This is a genomic window from Ruegeria sp. AL3, from assembly GCF_056536065.1.
Genome location: NZ_JBQFJG010000001.1, coordinates 357,971 through 375,915, shown reverse-complemented (window position 1 = coordinate 375,915; position 17,945 = coordinate 357,971). Strand labels below are relative to the sequence as shown.

The following is a 17,945-nucleotide window of genomic DNA, read 5'->3' as shown; positions in this document are numbered from 1 at the left end:
CAGATGAACATCGCGCGCGCCTCGATTGATCGACCGCTTTACACATGGCTGATCATCCTCATTGCCCTCTTTGGTGGCATCTGGGGATTCACGTCGCTTGGTCGCTTGGAAGACCCGGCTTTCACCATCAAGAACGCGGTCATCGCCACGCAATATCCCGGTGCCACGGCGGAACAGGTGGCGCTTGAAGTGTCCGAACCCCTTGAATCCGCGATCCAGCAGATGGGCGAGGTGGATGTCATAACCTCTGTCAACCAACCCGGACAATCGCTGATCGAAGTAGAGATCAAGTCGACCTACGACGGCACCGAACTGCCCGATATCTGGACCCGCCTGCGGGCCAAGGTGCGCGATGCCGCCCGCGGGCTTCCGTCGGGTGTCAGCCAACCCTATGTGAATGACGGGTTCGGTGATGTGTTCGGCCTGTTCTATGCGGTGACTGCCGAAGGGTTTTCGGACGCCGAAAAGCATGAACTGGCAACGTTTCTGCGTCGCGAACTGCTGACCGTGGACGGCGTCGCCGATGTCGAGGTTCAGGGCCTGCCGGACGAGGCGATTTTTGTAGAGCCCGATCTGGCGATCTCGGTGAACCAGAACGTCCCGCTGCAAGCGATCAACGAAGCCATTGCCAACGCGGATTCGGTGAATTCCTCGGGGTCTTTGCGGTCTGAAGATGCCCGCACCACCATTCTGACGGCCGAGGGTTCGGACAGTGTCTCGGCCATTGCGGGCCTGTCTGTCGGTTCGCAAGGGCAGGTGATCAACCTGTTCGACATGTCCGATGTCTATCGCGCCCGTCAGAACGATCCGGACATCATGATCCGCTATAACGGGACCGAAGCCTTTACCCTCGGTATCGCCGGTCTGGCGACGGAAAACATCGTCGAGGTCGGCAAGCGAGCTGACGCCAAATTCGCCGAGCTGGATGCGAATATCCCCTTCGGTGTCGATATTCTGCCGATCTATCAGCAACATGTGGTGGTCGAGCAGGCCTCGAACGACTTTCTGGTGAATCTGGCCATGTCAGTGGCCATCGTGGTCGCTGTGCTGGGTATCTTCATGGGGTGGCGCGCGGCCATCGTTGTCGGTTCGACCCTGTTGCTGACCGTGGTCGGCACGCTTCTGTTCATGTCACTGTTCTCGATCGAGATGGAACGGATTTCCCTGGGTGCGCTGATCATTGCCATGGGTATGCTTGTGGACAATGCCATCGTGGTGGCCGAAGGGATGCAGATCGCGATGTTGCGTGGCCAATCCTCGCGCGATGCGGCTGAGGATGTGGCGTCCAAAACCCAGATCCCCCTGCTTGGGGCCACCGTGATCGGCATCATGGCCTTTGCCGGGATCGGGCTCAGCCCGGATGCGACGGGCGAGTTTCTGTTTTCCCTGTTTGCGGTGATCGGCATTTCGCTGCTGCTCAGCTGGATACTTGCCATCACGGTCACGCCTTTGCTGGGGCACTATTTCTTCAAGCAGGGCAAGGAGGGTGAGATCGACGCCTACGGGGGCATCCTGTTCCGCACATATGGCGCGATCCTGCGGTTTGCGCTCCGCTTCCGGTGGCTGGTTGTTGCGGGTCTCATCGGCGTAACCGTTGCGTGCTATGCCGGGTTCGGGTTGATGAAACAACAATTCTTCCCCAACTCGAACACGCCTTTGTTCTTTGTGCATTACAAGCTGCCTCAGGGCACGCCGATTGCCCGCACGGCTCAGGACATGGCGGTATTCGAAGATTGGCTGACCCAACGCGATGACGTGGTTTCGGTCACGACATTCGTCGGTCAGGGGGCAACCCGGTTCATGCTGACCTATTCGGCGGAAAAACCGAACCCGAGCTATGGTCACATGATCATCCGCACGGAAAGTCTGGATAACATCCCGGCCTTGCAGGCGGATCTGGAAGCGTTCGGGTCGGTCCAGTTCCCCGAAGGCGAGTTCGGAACCAAGCGCCTGGTGTTTGGCCCCGGTGGCGGTGATCCGATCCAGGCCCGGTTCTCGGGCAGCGATCCGGTGGTCCTGCGTCAACTTGCGGACGAGGCCGTACGGCGCATGGCGGCGGCGTCGCCCAACGCGCTGTTGGTTCATCATGACTGGCGCGAACAGGAACTGGCGGTGCAGCCGATCTATGCCACAGAACGGGCCCAGACCGCGGGTGTTACGCGCGAAGACATTGCGGCCACGCTGCAATTTTCGACCGATGGCATCACGGGCGGTGTGCTGCGGGAACGTGACCGCCTGATCCCCATCATCTTGCGTCGTCCGGCGGACGGAGATTATTCCATCGTCGATCAGGTGGTGTATTCGGACCAATCCGGGAAATTTGTACCAATCGAACAGATGGTCGATGGATTCGAGTACAAATCCCTCAATACGCTGGTTCATCGCCGCGATCGTGTTCTGACCATCACCGTCGGCGCGGACATCCCGACCGACCTGACGGCGGCTCAGGTACACGCCGAAGTTCGGGACGCCATCGAGGCAATCGAATTACCCCCCGGATACAAGATGGAGTGGGGCGGTGAGTTCGAAAACTCGCGTGACGCGCAGGAAAGCCTGGGCAAACAGTTGCCGTTGAGCCTGCTGATCATGGTGCTGATCTCGGTTCTGCTGTTCAACGCGATCCGACAGCCGATCATCATCTGGCTGCTGGTTCCGATGTCGGTCAACGGCGTGGTCATCGGCCTGTTGGGCACAGGGCTGCCCTTTACCTTCACGGCCCTTCTGGGCCTGCTCAGCCTGTCGGGCATGCTGATCAAGAACGGCATCGTTCTGGTGGAAGAGATCGACCTGGTTCGCGCCACGGGCAAACCCTTGCGCGCATCCATCGTCGAAGCCTCGGTCTCGCGTTTGCGTCCTGTGATGCTGGCTGCGATCACCACTATTCTGGGCATGGCGCCGCTGCTGACCGATGCGTTCTTCGTCTCGATGGCGGTGACGATCATGGGCGGGCTGGCTTTTGCGACCGTCCTAACAATGGTCGCCGCGCCGGTGTTCTACCTGCTTTTCTTCGCGGGCGATGAAAAACGCCAACTTGCAACGGTGTGATCCCTTTTCAAGATTGCAATGGAATCCCAGCTAAAACACACCGATCCTTGTGTGCCAGTTTAATCGTACCGAACCATTCAAAGTGACTCAGATCAGAAGGCGTCGGGAGGGTCGTAGAATGGTCACCTGAGGGGCGGCCTTCATGGAACTCGTTGCTTGACGATGGTCGCCGCTCATCGAGAAACGCAAGGCTTGCCAGGCTCTTCTTCATTTGCTTCAGTGTGTTAGGAATTTGCACGAGGAATTCAATGGATAACAAAATTGGCGTGGCGGGCGTCGCTGGGGGGTTGGTCGGTATAGGGACCTTGTTATACACATACATTGATGGGGAACGAGCCAACGCGCGTGAGCAGGATTTGGGATTTAGCCAGTTTGCTGCAAAAATTTCTCGTCTCGAGGCAGATCTTGAACAAATAGACGAAGAACTCACTTTAAAGGATCAGGAGATATCTTCGTTGCGCGACGCGTTGAGTGCCATCGGCGAACGAGCACCGGTTGATCTTACGTTGCTGGAAAAACGCCTTAGCGATCTTGAGGAACAGCCTGTCGGGCAAGGACAAGCCGCTTCTGTAGAGGCTGTGGCAGCTTTTTTAGTACAGAACCACTTGGATGAGCTGCGCGGACCACAGGGACTGGCAGGTCCGCAAGGCCCGGTGGGTCCAAAGGGGGAAGCCGGGGCTGCTGGTAGCTCGGCGGCACTGAGTCCGCGCGCTCCTATCGAAGTCACTGGCGACTTTTCGACAGATTTTGAACCGCAGTATTTCGGGTCGACCAAAGCGAACCTCGTGGGATGTGCAGGAAAGGGCGTGCGGGTTTCCTGCACCATGCTTTTGGAACCGGAAGATGCCGCGTCATATCACTTTCAGGCCAGAGGAGACAAAATTCGCCTGGCATTGCCGACGGCGGAATGGGTCCAGGCGAAAGAATTCAAAGTTGGTTCACAAAAAAACTGGGTTGTCGGGGGCAATTTGTCCGCGGGTATCCCCCAGCGTGTAGATATTGCTTTCGACCTGCCGAGCGGTGGGCACAAAGGATTTCTGGCATTGGAAGTTTTTGAAGGTCAAAGCAGATCAACCGCCGTTTGGAAAGACATCCCTTTGGCAGAATGATGAGGAAGCTCTGGAGCATATCCAGAGCTTCTTAACGCTGATAGCCACGGCGCTTATCCCTGTAGCGACTTCACCTCGACATCCCCTTCGGCCTGCGCCTTGATCGCCAGAGCGGCAGCATGGCTTGCAGCGGCCGTAGTGTAATACGGGATCTTGTCATAAAGCGCGATGGACCGGATGGCCTTGCTGTCCTCGACCGCCTGCGCGCCTTCGGTGGTGTTCATCAGCAGTTGAACCTGACCGTCTTTCAGCATGTCGACCACGTCCGGGCGGCCCTCATAGACCTTGTTGACCACATCGCATGGCACACCCTGTTCCGCCAGCCAGCTTTGCGTGCCGCGGGTGGCGACCAGCGTGAAGCCTTGTTCGACCAGAACCTGTGCGGCCTCGAGCATCGCCGCGCCCTTGTCGGCATCCTTGATCGAAATAAAGGCCCGGCCCGAAGTCGGCAGCACCATGCCCGCGCCCATCTGCGCCTTGAGGAAGGCGCGCGGGAAATCGCGGTCCCAGCCCATGACCTCGCCGGTCGAGCGCATTTCCGGGCCAAGGATGGTATCGACGCCCGGGAAACGGGCGAAGGGCAGGACCGCCTCTTTCACCGAGAACCATGGCATGTCCGGGTCGGCCAGCGTCATCTGATCCGCGATCTTTGTGTCGTCCACGGTCTTGTAGGGCGGACGCTGCGGGAAGCTCGCCAGCTTTTCGCCTGCCATGACGCGCGCGGCGATGGACGCAATCGCGCTGTCGGTGGCCTTTGCCACGAACGGCACGGTGCGCGAGGCGCGCGGGTTGACCTCGATCAGGTAGATCTCATCATCCTTGATCGCGAACTGAACATTCATCAGGCCGACAACGTTCAGCGCCTTGGCCAGCTTGAACGCCTGATCCTTGATCTGCGCGATGATCTCTTTCGACAGCGAATAGGGCGGCAGCGAACAGGCCGAGTCGCCCGAGTGCACGCCGGCCTCTTCGATATGCTGCATGATGCCTGCCACATGCACATCGGTGCCGTCGCACAGCGCGTCCACGTCCAGCTCGACCGCGCCAGCCAGATAGCTGTCCAGCAGAACGGGGCTGTCGCCCGAGACCACCACGGCCTCGTTGATGTAGCGTCGCAGCTGGTCCATGTCGCGAACGATCTCCATCGCGCGGCCGCCCAGAACGTAGGACGGGCGGATCACCAGCGGAAAACCGATTTCCTCGGCGATTTCCAGCGCCTGCGCGTCGGTCGAGGCGATGCCGTTCTTGGGCTGTTTCAGCCCCAGTTCATTGACCAGCGCCTGAAAACGCTCGCGGTCTTCGGCCAGGTCAATCGCGTCAGGCGTGGTGCCCAGGATCGGGATGCCCTCGGCCTCGAGCGCGTTGGCCAGTTTCAGCGGTGTCTGTCCACCGAACTGAACAATGACGCCGTGCAGCGTGCCGTTTTCCTGTTCCTTCGTCAGGATTTCCATGACGTGTTCAAAGGTCAGCGGCTCGAAATACAAGCGATCCGAAGTGTCATAATCGGTCGAAACCGTCTCGGGGTTGCAGTTGATCATGATGGTTTCATACCCCGCTTCGGTCAGCGCGAAGCAGGCGTGGCAGCAGCAATAGTCGAACTCGATGCCCTGACCAATGCGGTTTGGGCCGCCGCCAAGAATGACGACCTTTTTGCGGTCGCTCGGGCGCGCCTCGCATTCGACCTCGCCCATCATGGGCGCTTCGTAGGTTGAGTACATGTAAGGTGTCTGCGCCTCGAACTCGGCGGCGCAGGTGTCGATGCGTTTGAACACCGCTGAAACGCCCAGATTGCGGCGCGCTCGGCGGACGTTGTCTTCGTCACGGCCCGTCAGCTTGCCCAGGCGCGCATCGGTGAATCCCAGCATTTTCAGCTTGCGGATACCATCCTCGGTGACAGGCAGGCCGTCCTTGCGGAGCTGACGCTCGGCCTCGACGATCTCGCGGATACGGGCCAGGAACCAGGGGTCGAACTTGGTGACGCCGAAAATCTCGTCATCGCTCAGGCCATGGCGCATCGCTTGTGCAATGGTGCGCAGGCGGTCGGGTGTCTGCTGGCTGATCGCCTTGATCACGGCGGCCTTGTCGTCGGCCTCGTCCCAGAGGCCTACGTTCAGGCCGGGGATTTCGACCTCATCAAAGCCGGTCAGGCCCGATTCCATCGAGGCCAGTGCCTTCTGCATCGATTCGTGGATCGTACGGCCAATCGACATCGCCTCGCCCACCGACTTCATCGCGGTGGTCAGATAGGGTTCGGAACCGGGGAATTTCTCAAACGCGAATTTCGGAATTTTTGTCACGACATAGTCGATTGTCGGCTCGAACGAGGCGGGGGTGACTTTGGTGATGTCGTTGTCCAGCTCGTCCAGCGTATAGCCCACGGCCAGTTTTGCGGCGATCTTGGCAATCGGGAAACCGGTCGCCTTCGACGCCAGCGCCGACGAGCGCGACACGCGCGGGTTCATCTCGATCACGACCATGCGACCATCGACCGGGTTGATCGCCCATTGCACGTTTGAGCCGCCGGTTTCGACACCGATTTCGCGCAGCACGGCAATCGAGTGATTGCGCATGATCTGGTATTCTTTGTCAGTGAGCGTCAGGGCAGGGGCCACGGTGATCGAGTCACCCGTATGCACGCCCATCGGATCGACGTTTTCGATGGAACACACGATGATGGCGTTGTCGGCAGTGTCGCGCACCACCTCCATTTCGTATTCTTTCCAGCCCAGAAGGCTTTCGTCGATCAGGATTTGACCCACGGGCGAGGCATCCATACCCGAGCGGCAAATATGGATGTAATCCTCACGGTTATACGCCACGCCGCCACCGGTGCCGCCCAGTGTAAAGGCCGGGCGGATGATGGCAGGAAGCCCCACGGTTTCAAGGGTTTCAAGCGCCAGCGCCACGCCAGCGTCCAGGTCTTTCTTGCCGCTCTCGTCCTTGGGGGCGGTCACAATCTCGGCCTTGGGGTTTTCGATGCCCAGCCGGTCCATCGCCTCGCGGAACAGGGCGCGGTCTTCGGCCATTTCGATGGCATCGCGCTTGGCGCCGATCATCTCGACGCCGAACTTGTCCAGCACGCCCATTTCTTCCAGTGCCAGAGAGGTGTTCAGGCCGGTCTGTCCGCCCATGGTGGGCAACAGGGCGTCAGGGCGTTCTTTCTCGATGATCTTGGCGACCACTTCGGGTGTAATCGGCTCGATATAGGTGGCGTCGGCCAGACCGGGGTCGGTCATGATCGTCGCCGGGTTCGAGTTCACCAGAATGACCCGGTATCCTTCCTCGCGCAGGGCCTTGCAGGCCTGAGCACCGGAATAGTCGAATTCACAGGCCTGACCGATAACAATGGGGCCCGCCCCAATGATCATGATCGACTGGATGTCGGTTCTTCTCGGCATGGCCTTGTTCCTTCGATTGTCCGCGAGTCAGGGCACCGCCCCAGCGCCCAAATTGTCCTGCGTTATAGGGACCGCGCAAAAAGGTGCAAGAGGTATCGGAAACAGGGACGAAATTGCCGCTTTCCCCTCTTTCACTTGGCAGAGTATTCTCTATATGGCCCCTCACGGCAAATGAGGATGCAAGTGCGTATTCGTTTCGATCAGGGACCGGCCGGGCGAGGAACCCGGTTTCAGCGTCCGTCTCAGGTGATCCGCGCGGATGTGGCGGAGGACGTGCCCCAGGCTCTGGCGGCGCTGGACGAGGCGCGCGCAGGCGGTGCCTGGCTGGCAGGGTATGCCAGTTACGAGCTGGGCTATGCGCTTGAACCCCGGCTCAATGGTCTATTGCCGGAAGAACGACGCCTGCCTTTGTTGTGCTTTGGGGTCTATGATGCACCGGATCGTGTCGCCCTTCCGTCGCCTGCGGGTGAAGTGGGCGCATTCCGGCCGCGCTGGGATGAAGCGCGCTACGGCAAGGCCTTCAGGGCCGTGCATGACGCCATCGGTGCCGGCGACATCTATCAGGCCAATCTGACATTTCCGATTGATCTGTCCGTCTCGGGCAACAGCGAAACGCTCTATGCCGCGCTGGCGGTGGGGCAGCCAGTGGGCCACGGAGCACTGGTGCAGCAGGATGGGCTGCCCGATCTGCTCAGCCGCTCGCCGGAGTTGTTTTTCCGCACCGATGAGGGTGGGCGGATCGAAACCCGGCCGATGAAGGGCACGCAACCGCGCAGTGAAGACCCGGATGAGGATGCGCGCCGCCGAGCTTTTCTGAGCGCGGACGAAAAGAATCGGGCCGAGAACCTGATGATTGTTGATTTGCTGCGCAACGATATCAGTCGCGTCGCGCTGCCCGGATCCGTTCATGTGCCTGACCTGTTCCGGGTGGAAACCTATGCCACCGTACATCAGATGGTCTCGCTGGTGCGGGCGCAGCTGCACAAATGCGTGGGGTTGGGTGAAATTCTGACGGCACTGTTTCCCTGCGGGTCGATCACCGGAGCACCCAAGATTCGCGCGATGGAAATTCTTGCGGAACTGGAGCCATGGGCGCGCGACATCTATTGCGGGACGATTGGCTGGGCCGCGCCTGATGGTCGGTCCGAGTTCAACGTGGCCATCCGCACCTTGATGCTTGAGGATGATCAGGCCACTCTGAACGTAGGTGGCGGTGTCGTTTGGGACAGCACCGCCCCGTCAGAGTATGAGGAGGCGTTATGGAAAGCCCGCTTCGCCCGCCCGCTGAACCTGATTTCAGCCTGATTGAAACACTGGCCTTCCGCCCAGATCAGGGCTTTGTCAGGCTGGACCGCCATCTTGCACGAATGGCCCGTACTGCGCGGGTGTTCGAGATTCCTTTCAACCCCGATGAAGCGACCGCCCGACTGAATGGCGCTGCTTGTGACACCCCGCTGCGTTGCCGCCTTACGCTGGATGTGTCGGGATCGTTCGATCTGTCGACCGGCGAACTGGTGGACAATCCCAGAATCTGGCGCGTCGCTCTGTCGGATCAGCGTCTGGCTTCGAATGACCTGTGGTTGCGTCACAAGACCACGCGCCGTGCGCTCTATGATGCCGCGCGCGCAGCGCTGCCCGAGGGGGTGGACGAACTGTTGTTTCTGAATGAACTGGATGAGCTTTGTGAAGGCACCATTACGAACCTGTTTTTGGAAATGCCTGATGGCCGGGTTCTGACGCCCGCTCTGTCCTGTGGGCTCTTGCCGGGGATACTGCGCGAAGAACTGTTGGAAAATAAAGCGGTCACCGAAGCTGTGCTGACCTTGACCGACCTGAAAAATGCGCAAACTGTGCGGATCGGAAATTCACTGCGCGGACTGATCGAGGTGGAGCTGATAGTCGGGTGACAAAAAACAGCACGATGATCGGACCGCCGGTTTCACTGTTGCGGCTGCGGCTGGAATTTGGCCTGTTCTATATTGGCTTGCCGCTGCTGATCGCTGTTCTTTTCCCTCCGAACTGGATGTTTCCGGCGCTGTTTGCGCTGACCGGGCTTGGTATCGTGCTGCTGCACCGGACGCCCGGGTTTCAATGGGCCGAACTTCGTTATGACTGGGCCAACTGGACCCTGCGCGAGGTGGCTTTGTTCTCTGCCATCGTGGCTGCCTTTTGTGTTGGTCTGATTCAGATCACGCGCCCGGATGCCGCGTTCTTCCTGCTTGTGCAGCGCCCCGAAATGCTGGCCTTCATCTGGGTCGGCTACCCACTTTTGTCAGCGCTGCCGCAAGAGCTGCTGTTCCGTCCTCTGTTTTTTCGCCGCTATCACGCGATCCTTCCGGATGGGCGTGCGGCCTATCTGCTGAACGCGGCCATATTCTCGTTCGCGCACCTGATGTACTGGAGCTGGATCGTCGCGCTGATGACATTCGCCGGCGGCCTGCTGTTCACATGGGCCTACCGGCAGCGTGGGTCATTCTTCTATGCGGTGTTGTTGCACGCGATTGCGGGCAATATCATTTTTGCGGTGGGGCTGGGCGTATATTTCTACTCGGGCAATGTGCAAAGGCCGTTTTGAAGGGGCAACCCGCCTTGACTTTCCGGGGCTGACAGGGTGTATCGGCGCGACGAATTCTGCGCCCGAAGGGATATTCCATGCACGCCTATCGCAGCCACACCTGCGCCGCCTTGACCGCCGCCAATGTCGGAGAAACCGTTCGCCTGTCCGGTTGGGTGCATCGGGTTCGAGATCATGGGGGCGTGCTGTTCATCGATCTTCGCGACCATTTCGGCGTAACCCAGATCTTGTGCGACGGCGACAGCGCCGCCTTTGCCGAGCTTGAAAAGGTGCGGTCCGAATGGTGCATCCGTATCGACGGCACCGTCAAAGCCCGTGACCCGGACTTGGTGAACCCGAAACTGCCCACCGGCGAGATCGAGGTTTACGTGCGCGAACTGGAAGTTCTGGGGGCCGCCGACGAATTGCCGCTGATGGTCTTCGGCGATCAGGAATACCCCGAGGAAACGCGTCTGCGCTATCGCTATCTGGACCTGCGCCGCGAGGCGATGCAGCGGAACATGACCCTGCGCTCGGACGTGGTAGCCTCCATGCGCAAGCGTATGTGGGATCAGGGCTTTCGCGAGTATCAGACGCCGATCATCACCGCCTCGTCGCCCGAAGGCGCGCGTGACTTCCTAGTGCCGTCGCGTCTGCACCCGGGCAAATTCTACGCGCTGCCACAGGCACCTCAGCAGTTCAAACAGCTGATCATGGTGTCGGGCTTCGACAAATACTTCCAGATTGCACCATGCTTCCGTGACGAAGACCCGCGCGCTGACCGCTCGCCCACCGATTTCTATCAGCTCGACCTCGAGATGTCCTTTGTTGAACAGCAGGACGTGTTCGACACGATCCAGCCCGTTCTGACCGGCGTGTTCGAAGAGTTTGGCGGTGGCCGCAAGGTCGATCAGCACTGGCCGCAGATCTCGTACAAGGACGCGGCGCTGTGGTACGGCACCGACAAGCCGGACCTGCGGAACCCCATCAAGATGCAGGTTGTATCCGACCACTTCCGCGGTTCCGGTTTCGCGATCTTCGCCAAGCTGCTTGAACAGGAAGGCACCGAAATCCGCGCGATCCCCGCGCCGACCGGTGGCAGCCGGAAGTTCTGTGACCGCATGAACGCCTTTGCCCAGAAGGAAGGTCTGCCCGGCATGGGCTATATCTTCTGGCGCGATCAGGGTGAGGGGATGGAGGCTGCGGGACCGCTGGCCAAGAACATCGGCCCCGAACGCACCGAGGCAATCCGTCAGCAACTGGGTCTGGGCGTTGGCGATGCGGCGTTTTTCCTGGGCGGCAAGCCAAAAGCCTTTGAAAAGGTTGCCGGCAAGGCGCGTGACGTGATCGGTGAGGAATTGAACCTGACCGAAAAAGACCGTTTTGCCTTTGCCTGGATCGTCGATTTCCCGATCTATGAGCAAGACGAGGAAACCGGCGCGATCGATTTCGAACACAACCCGTTTTCGATGCCGCAGGGCGGTATGGAGGCGTTGCAGGGCAACCCGCTGGATGTGCGCGGCTACCAGTATGATCTGGCGTGCAACGGGTACGAGCTGGTTTCAGGCGCGATCCGGAACCACAAGCCGGAAATCATGCTGAAGGCCTTTGAACTGGCGGGCTATGGCGAGGATGAAGTGAAATCCCGCTTTGGTGCCCTGTTCAATGCCTTCCACTACGGCGCCCCGCCACACGGTGGATGCGCGGCTGGTATCGACCGGATCGTGATGCTGTTGGCAGATGAGGCCAATATCCGCGAAGTCATGATGTTCCCGATGAACCAGCGAGCCGAAGATCTGATGATGGACGCACCTTCGGACCCGACCTCGGATCAGTTGATGGAGCTGGGTCTTCGCATTATCCCTCAGGACCAGTAAAAAAACCGCCCGCTTGTCGCGGGCGGTTTTTTTGCACGCAGGCAGTCTGTGTCAGTCCAGCGGGTCTTTCAGATTGGTTCGGTTGACGCGGATGGAACGCGCGGCCTGCCGTGTTTGGCGGTACAGCCAGATGCACAAAAGGGTTGCAGTGATGAAATACGCTGTCACCATTTCAAATCGCCTCTCGCTGTTCCAGTCGGTTCTGCACCATCCCGGCAACCTGCGCCGCCTGCGCCATGATCGGCGTCCCATTCGCGCGTGACAATGCGAGCTTTCGCGCTGCTTCCGCCAAGGGCCTGTCATTTGCTTCGCGCGCGACGCCGTGCAGGAACTGTGCGGCGTAGTCCAATGTACGGTGATCGTTGGGACCTGCGAGCACATCGGCGATATGGGCCATGTCGTCCTGATAGGCCAGAGGGTCCGGGCGGATGATTTCATCGCGCACGGCATGAAGCCCGCTGGGGCGCCGGTCCTCTGGCAGGCGTTCCAGAATGGATTTCTGAAAATGGGACATTGATTTTAGCGGCTTGGACAAAAAACCATCCGCGCCGGCCGCAAGAGCCATGTCTTCGCTGCCGTCATCGCCCGAAAGGCCCATGATGACACTGATACGGGGCGTGGCCTCGGCCAATTCGGCGATCAGGTCGGCGCCGGAACCGTCCGGCAGGCCCATATCGACCAGGATAACCGAAGGCCGATAGATCTGTAGGTGCCTTCGGGCCGATTTCAGGCAATCCGCACGGCGAATGCGCGCGCCGCTGTGCAGGCACATCAGGCGGATGGCATCGCAAGCGTACCGGCTGTCTTCGACAACCAATATGGTCTGACCCAGCAAGGGTCGAGTCGCGGTAGGCGCGGCGGCGGTGGTGGCAAGTAGGCCCGAATCGTCCATGGCAGCTCTCCTATGCAGCAGATGCTTCACGCTAGGAACTTCTGGCTAACACGACGTTAACGCGCGATTTGGCGCACTTGTCCTTTGGCGGATCAGCCCCCATAACCCATGCAACGCAGGACAGCAGGAGTGAGACATGATTGGACGTCTGAACCACGTCGCCATCGCCGTACCGGATCTTGAGGCGGCGTCTGAGCAATACCGCAACGCGCTGGGCGCCAAAGTCGGCGCGCCGCAGGACGAGCCGGATCATGGTGTCACGGTCGTGTTCATCGAACTGCCCAACACCAAGATCGAACTTCTGTATCCACTGGGTGACGACAGCCCGATCAACGGGTTCTTGGAAAAGAACCCGGCCGGCGGCATCCACCATGTATGTTACGAGGTCGAGGATATCATCGCGGCCCGTGATCATCTGAAAGCGACCGGAGCCCGGGTTCTGGGATCAGGTGAGCCCAAGATCGGTGCGCATGGCAAACCGGTTCTGTTTCTGCACCCCAAGGATTTCAACGGCTGCCTGGTCGAGCTGGAGCAGGTATAACCCCCCAGCCCCGGAGGGCCTGAAATGACCATTACTGCCGCGCTGGTGTTGTTCGCCGTCATCTGGTTCATGACGTTATTGGTGGTGCTGCCCATTCGCATCAAAACCCAGGGCGATCTGGGCGACATCGTTCCCGGCACGCATGCGGGCGCGCCGGAAGTGCATCACATGAAAAGAAAGATGTGGATCACCACCGGTATCTCTGTGGTTCTGTGGGCGATCATCGCCGGGATCATCCTGTCGGGCGTGATCTCGGTGCGGGATTTCGATTGGCTGAACCAGTTGGAGCCAAGGTAATCCCCGTCAGGCCTTTTGGCCTGACAAGGCATGATAGATATGGGTGAACGTGGCGGCCCCGATGATCGGGATCACGAGGTTCACCAGCGGCACTGAAAGCGGAATGGCCATCAGTGTGCCCGCCACCCAGATCGTCGTTGAATGTTTGGCCCGCAGTTTGCGCGCGCCGTCGCGCCCGATCCTTCGCATCGCGGCAAGGGTAAAATATTCACGCCCCAGCAAAAATCCGTTCATCGCCCAGAAGATGAAAGGCGCAAGCGGGGTGAAAATCGCATAGAGGATCAGCGCCAGCAGGTTTGCCACAATCAGAAGGCCAAGGAAGCTGAGACCGTCCATAAGCGCCTCTGACACCGGGATGCGCCGTGCGGGCGGCAATGTCGGAAAATGTTTGTCCTCAACCGCCTGGGCCACCTCGTCCAGAAAGATCGAGGTGATGGCCGACGCGACCGGCACCATCAGGAAAACGGGCAGGATCAGAACGAGCACGATACCGGAATAGTTCAGAACGTCGTTCAGCCACGGCACAGCTCCCACAAACGGCAGTGAGATTTCGCTGCCGGACAGCCAGTTGATCAACCAAATCGCACCTGCACAGGCCAGAACCAGCAGCAGAATGGTCAGGCCCACGCCGCGCAGCAATACGGCGCGAAACCTGGGGTCTCCGGTCTGGCCAAGTGCGCTGAAAAAGGCGTTCAGGATGATCATTCCGAAACCCACTCTGTCAACGCGGCCACGTTGGGCCGCGGGCGTTCCGGCGGGGTCGCTCCCTCGGTGGCGATATGAATCAAACCGGCCACGCGTTCGTTTTCGGCAAGCCCGAAAGCATCGACACAGAATTCGCGATCATGTGTTTGCCAACCCGACAGCCAATTGGCGCCCCAGCCCGCAGCCAGCGCGGCATTCAGCAGCGCCAGACAGACCGCGCCAGCAGAGTAGGATTGTTCGATGGCCGGAATCTTTTCGGATTGTTTGCGAACCTCGATGACCGCGACGGCCAGATGCCCCATATCGAACTGGCTGCGCGCTTTGGCGATGTCTTCCGGGCTCTTGTTCAGCCTTTGTCCGCAGGCCTCGGTCAGGGTCGCCAGGCGTGACATGGCGCCCTTTTCCAGAACGATAAATCGCCAGGGCTCCAGTTTGCCGTGATCGGGGCTGCGGGCTGCGGCCGTCAGCAACGGCAGCAACTCTTCCCGGGTTGGGGCCGGAGCAACCAGTGTCTTGGCCGGCCGGGACCGGCGCGACTGCAAAAACTCCAGAGCGGCGGGGTTTTTCAGGGACATATGTTAACTTCCTTTACATCGGGACTCTGTATCTTGGTCGGTATTCTGCCCGTTTCAAGGGCACGCCAATGGATTGCGTGGATCAATTTCATTACGACGTGCTTCGTGCAAGACTTTGAGAAAAAAGAGGAGACAATGGCGAAAACCAAACTGCGCGATCTGCCGGATCTCAGCGCAATGGCGCAGGCCGGGGCCGTGTTCAAACTGAAGGTGACGCCCAAGGCGGCCCGCGATCGGGTAAGCGTCGAAGACGGGCAGATCAGGGTATCCGTTACGGCCCTGCCGGAAAACGGCAAGGCCAACAGGGCCGTGCAGTTGCTGCTTGCAGAATGTCTTGGCGTCGCGCCCTCGACCCTGACGCTGAAGCAGGGGCCAGCCGCACGGATCAAGCTGTTTTCCTATGACCCCTGAGGTCCGGTTTCGCGAATTTGATAAACACCTTCGGGCAGATCCAGCGCGGCCGCCAGATCCCGCACCTGCTCGGGTGACAACGTGATCTTCTGTATTTGATCGGTGCGGGGATCAAGTTGTTCCAGCGTGACGCATTCCGCGAAATTGTTGATCACCACATCTTCCTGCAAAGGTTGTTCACCTTCGTCCACAAGCGTAATGACCGTCGAGTCGAATTCATGCTCAATCGTAAACATGAGGCCAGAGTGCAAGCCGCTGGGGCGCAATGCAAGCCGTTCGTTGAACCGGTGGTGTGGTTTCGCCGGCACGGGCGTACTATGTTGAAATCACGGCCATTCGGTCTCAAAGGATATGACATGCACAGATGGTTTGTTTTATTGCTGTCCCTGCTGCTTGCGGCATGTGGAGGGGGGGCCTTGCGCGTCCAACCCGCCGAGGAATGGCTGGGGGACGAGCCAGAGGCCGAACCGATGGTGCAAACCTTCCGAGAGGTCAGTCGCGCTGTTGGAGCGGAAGCCCGCAGCCAGTGTCTGAAACAGACGACCGGGCAGAATTGCGACTTTCGGATTCTTGTCGACCTGAACCCTCAGGCTTCGGTCAATGCATTCCAGACGCTGGATGAAAACAAGCAGCCGGTGATCATATTCACCCGCTCGATGATCGAATCCACCCAGAACGCGGATGAACTGGCGTTTGTCATGGGGCATGAAGCAGCCCACCACGTGTTGGGGCATATCGGCAGGCAGAGTGAAATCGCCAGCGCCAGCGCGGCTGAGTTCGGGCGGGTGGCAGAGTTGCGCGGCGGGGATGCCGCCGCCATTGAAGAGGCACAAAAGCTGGGCGCGCAGGTTGGCGTTCAGGCTTATGTGAAAGACTTTGAGCTGGAGGCAGACCAGTTGGGAACCATCATCACGTATAATGCGGGATACAATCCGTTGGTCGGGGCAAGATTCTTTGATCGCATCCCGGATCCTGGTGACAGGTTTTTGGGAACCCACCCACCAAATGCACAACGTGTGCAGATCGTGCGGGAAACAGCAGAGCAATTGGGTTTGTCCCAATGACCGAACTTACATGCTTGGGTGTTGTCATGACGGATCGCGGCTCGAAATACGCGGTGTCTGGGGCGCAGGTCACGACGCGGGCTGAAATCGATGCCGTTCTGAACGATTTGAAATCCGACAAGAGCTATGCCAAGGCCACCCACAACACCTGGGCTGCGGCTTTGCCGACCGGCGCGTTGAAAGCTGATGATGGGGAAAGCGGCGCGGGCATGGTGATCCTTCGGATGATCGAACGCGCCGGGCTGAAAAATCACGTAATAATCGTGACGCGCTGGTATGGCGGCAAGAAACTGGGCGGGGACCGCTTTCGCCGTGTTCAGGATGCCACGCGAGCCTATCTGGATCACATCGGCGTCCAATCTTGACCTGAGTCAATGTTTGCCTTCGCAGATGCGCTACCCTTTGGACACAGCGTGAAAGCGAAAGGAAACAGCATGCCCTCCCACGAGACCCTGCGGCTGCATGCCGGATTGGTGGACGATATGGCCAGAATGCTGGACATTGATCTTGAGGAAGCCGCCATTGACGGGTCCGTTTCCGTGGACCAGATTTCTGATGCTGTTTTGCGCTGTACCGACTGCCCGAACCCGGATCACTGCAAGAGTTTGCTGAACAATCCCGGATCTGCCCGGCGGACGCCCGAATACTGCCGAAATCAGGAATTGCTTCACAATCTCCTGCCTTGACACAAAGGTCTGCCATGACACATCTGGGCGAAATCATGACCCATCTGCGCTTGGTGTTGCGTATGGGGCAAACAACCGGAACCGATTTGGCTGCGGCCTATCGGAAAGGTCATCTGAAACAGCAAGAATGGGCTGAAATCGTGCAGCAGTGTCGCGGCTGTTCCTGGGCCAGGGACTGCCCGGAATGGTTGGAACGGCGCGAGCAGGTTGAACAGGCACCGACGACATGCCCGAATCGCAAGTACTTTACTGCCCTCAAAACCAAGCAGGTGGAGAACGCTTGATGTCTCAGGTCACGTTGGGGGAAATCGAAAAGCACTTTTGGCTTACGCGCTCGGTGTCACGCTGTATGGGCATTTCAATGACCGAAGCGATGGCCGAAGGACGTCTTTCACCCGAAAAATACGCCGAGCTTGTCACGCGGTGCCGTGCTGCCGGATGTGACGTACAATGCGAGTTTTGGCTTGCCCGGCAACAGGGCACAGCGACCACTGCCCCGGATTTTTGCCCCAATGCCGAGATACTGAATGGGTTGAAAACCTGATCAAAGCCCGTTGTGCGTTCCGTCGCACAAAGGCGGTTTCGAGCTTTGCTTGCACCCACAAAAGAAGGCCTTTTTGCTGTTTTCCGCAGTATATTTCACAGGCTCTAACCCGGTGCCTTTGTGCGATCCGTCGCAAAACGGCTGGCGGCTGGATTTGCCGCAGGCGCACCAGAAATAGGTTTTCCCTTCGACGACCTCGACCGGAAAAGGCGATTTTCGGGCAATGATGGGTGCGTTTGACATATGG

Annotated in this window: 20 protein-coding genes; 14 read left to right on the top strand and 6 right to left on the bottom strand. The window is 59.2% G+C overall.

Translation table 11 applies throughout. From position 1 onward, the window contains the following. Positions 1 to 3 precede the first annotated feature (3 nt). Both ACR3E6_RS01870 and ACR3E6_RS01865 read left to right on the top strand, forming a co-directional pair. A complete protein-coding gene (locus tag ACR3E6_RS01870; RefSeq protein ID WP_171634396.1) occupies positions 4 to 3,045 on the top strand; it encodes an efflux RND transporter permease subunit in 3,042 nt (1,013 codons plus the stop codon). 248 nt (positions 3,046 to 3,293) lie between these two features. Further along, the gene (locus tag ACR3E6_RS01865; RefSeq protein ID WP_480485555.1) at positions 3,294 to 4,154 is read left to right on the top strand and encodes a hypothetical protein; all 861 of its coding nucleotides are present in this window, start codon (positions 3,294 to 3,296) and stop codon (positions 4,152 to 4,154) included. A gap of 53 nt (positions 4,155 to 4,207) precedes the next feature. Here the strand turns inward: ACR3E6_RS01865 and carB are convergent, their stop codons facing one another. Beyond that, positions 4,208 to 7,552 carry a carbamoyl-phosphate synthase large subunit gene (gene carB, locus ACR3E6_RS01860; RefSeq protein ID WP_171634390.1) on the bottom strand — a complete coding sequence of 1,115 codons (3,345 nt, stop codon included), beginning with the start codon at positions 7,550 to 7,552 and terminating at the stop codon, positions 4,208 to 4,210. 177 nt (positions 7,553 to 7,729) lie between these two features. On the opposite strand from carB, the gene ACR3E6_RS01855 reads away from it, so the two are divergent. The 4 genes from ACR3E6_RS01855 to aspS all read left to right on the top strand — a co-directional run bounded on the left by ACR3E6_RS01855 (position 7,730) and on the right by aspS (position 11,983). Then, positions 7,730 to 8,857, top strand: coding sequence for an aminodeoxychorismate synthase component I (locus ACR3E6_RS01855; protein ID WP_480485553.1), 1,128 nt, complete (start codon positions 7,730 to 7,732; stop codon positions 8,855 to 8,857). Next, positions 8,812 to 9,459, top strand: coding sequence for an aminotransferase class IV family protein (locus ACR3E6_RS01850; RefSeq protein WP_480485551.1), 648 nt, complete (start codon positions 8,812 to 8,814; stop codon positions 9,457 to 9,459). The genes ACR3E6_RS01855 and ACR3E6_RS01850 overlap by 46 nt, the downstream gene beginning before the upstream one ends. 14 nt (positions 9,460 to 9,473) lie before the next feature. Next, positions 9,474 to 10,127, top strand: a complete 654-nt coding sequence (locus ACR3E6_RS01845) for a CPBP family intramembrane glutamic endopeptidase (RefSeq protein ID WP_480485549.1) — start codon at positions 9,474 to 9,476, stop codon at positions 10,125 to 10,127. A gap of 77 nt (positions 10,128 to 10,204) precedes the next feature. Then, positions 10,205 to 11,983: an aspartate--tRNA ligase gene (gene aspS / locus ACR3E6_RS01840; protein ID WP_480485547.1), complete on the top strand. Its 1,779-nt coding sequence runs from the start codon at positions 10,205 to 10,207 to the stop codon at positions 11,981 to 11,983. 172 nt (positions 11,984 to 12,155) lie between these two features. Here aspS and ACR3E6_RS01835 read toward each other — a convergent pair whose 3' ends face one another. Beyond that, positions 12,156 to 12,875 (bottom strand): response regulator, encoded by a 720-nt coding sequence (locus ACR3E6_RS01835; protein ID WP_171634374.1) that lies wholly within the window; start codon positions 12,873 to 12,875, stop codon positions 12,156 to 12,158. Positions 12,876 to 13,011: 136 nt separating this feature from the next. On the opposite strand from ACR3E6_RS01835, the gene mce reads away from it, so the two are divergent. Then, positions 13,012 to 13,416, top strand: coding sequence for a methylmalonyl-CoA epimerase (mce, locus tag ACR3E6_RS01830; protein WP_170346086.1), 405 nt, complete (start codon positions 13,012 to 13,014; stop codon positions 13,414 to 13,416). 24 nt (positions 13,417 to 13,440) lie between these two features. Continuing rightward, positions 13,441 to 13,713 (top strand): DUF1467 family protein, encoded by a 273-nt coding sequence (locus ACR3E6_RS01825; protein ID WP_117867937.1) that lies wholly within the window; start codon positions 13,441 to 13,443, stop codon positions 13,711 to 13,713. Between the two features lie 6 nt (positions 13,714 to 13,719). Here the strand turns inward: ACR3E6_RS01825 and ACR3E6_RS01820 are convergent, their stop codons facing one another. After that, positions 13,720 to 14,418, bottom strand: a complete 699-nt coding sequence (locus tag ACR3E6_RS01820) for an EI24 domain-containing protein (protein ID WP_171634371.1) — start codon at positions 14,416 to 14,418, stop codon at positions 13,720 to 13,722. Further along, positions 14,415 to 14,993 carry a nitroreductase family protein gene (locus ACR3E6_RS01815; RefSeq protein ID WP_171722766.1) on the bottom strand — a complete coding sequence of 193 codons (579 nt, stop codon included), beginning with the start codon at positions 14,991 to 14,993 and terminating at the stop codon, positions 14,415 to 14,417. The genes ACR3E6_RS01820 and ACR3E6_RS01815 overlap by 4 nt, the downstream gene beginning before the upstream one ends. Before the next feature lie 135 nt (positions 14,994 to 15,128). On the opposite strand from ACR3E6_RS01815, the gene ACR3E6_RS01810 reads away from it, so the two are divergent. Continuing rightward, positions 15,129 to 15,404, top strand: a complete 276-nt coding sequence (locus ACR3E6_RS01810; protein ID WP_171722767.1) for a DUF167 domain-containing protein — start codon at positions 15,129 to 15,131, stop codon at positions 15,402 to 15,404. Here ACR3E6_RS01810 and ACR3E6_RS01805 read toward each other — a convergent pair. Then, positions 15,392 to 15,640, bottom strand: coding sequence for a hypothetical protein (locus ACR3E6_RS01805; protein WP_170346090.1), 249 nt, complete (start codon positions 15,638 to 15,640; stop codon positions 15,392 to 15,394). The genes ACR3E6_RS01810 and ACR3E6_RS01805 overlap by 13 nt on opposite strands. Before the next feature lie 120 nt (positions 15,641 to 15,760). Between ACR3E6_RS01805 and ACR3E6_RS01800 the strand changes: the two genes are divergently transcribed. From ACR3E6_RS01800 to ACR3E6_RS01780, 5 genes are all read left to right on the top strand, one after another. Further along, complete coding sequence (locus ACR3E6_RS01800) at positions 15,761 to 16,468, top strand: M48 family metallopeptidase (protein ID WP_171634361.1); 708 nt, start codon at positions 15,761 to 15,763, stop codon at positions 16,466 to 16,468. Beyond that, positions 16,465 to 16,833 (top strand): YigZ family protein, encoded by a 369-nt coding sequence (locus ACR3E6_RS01795; protein WP_171206242.1) that lies wholly within the window; start codon positions 16,465 to 16,467, stop codon positions 16,831 to 16,833. Before ACR3E6_RS01800 ends, ACR3E6_RS01795 begins: the two co-directional genes overlap by 4 nt. 69 nt (positions 16,834 to 16,902) lie before the next feature. Beyond that, on the top strand, positions 16,903 to 17,154 hold the full coding sequence (locus ACR3E6_RS01790) for a DUF6455 family protein (RefSeq protein WP_171634356.1): 252 nt from the start codon (positions 16,903 to 16,905) through the stop codon (positions 17,152 to 17,154). A 14-nt stretch (positions 17,155 to 17,168) separates the two neighbouring features. Continuing rightward, the gene (locus ACR3E6_RS01785) at positions 17,169 to 17,438 is read left to right on the top strand and encodes a DUF6455 family protein (RefSeq protein ID WP_171634354.1); all 270 of its coding nucleotides are present in this window, start codon (positions 17,169 to 17,171) and stop codon (positions 17,436 to 17,438) included. Continuing rightward, positions 17,438 to 17,698: a DUF6455 family protein gene (locus ACR3E6_RS01780; RefSeq protein ID WP_171634351.1), complete on the top strand. Its 261-nt coding sequence runs from the start codon at positions 17,438 to 17,440 to the stop codon at positions 17,696 to 17,698. The genes ACR3E6_RS01785 and ACR3E6_RS01780 overlap by 1 nt, the downstream gene beginning before the upstream one ends. On the opposite strand, the gene ACR3E6_RS01775 is transcribed toward ACR3E6_RS01780, so the two are convergent. Next, positions 17,699 to 17,941, bottom strand: coding sequence for a CDGSH iron-sulfur domain-containing protein (locus ACR3E6_RS01775; RefSeq protein WP_209832295.1), 243 nt, complete (start codon positions 17,939 to 17,941; stop codon positions 17,699 to 17,701). It lies immediately after the preceding gene. Between the last annotated feature and the right edge of the window lie 4 nt (positions 17,942 to 17,945).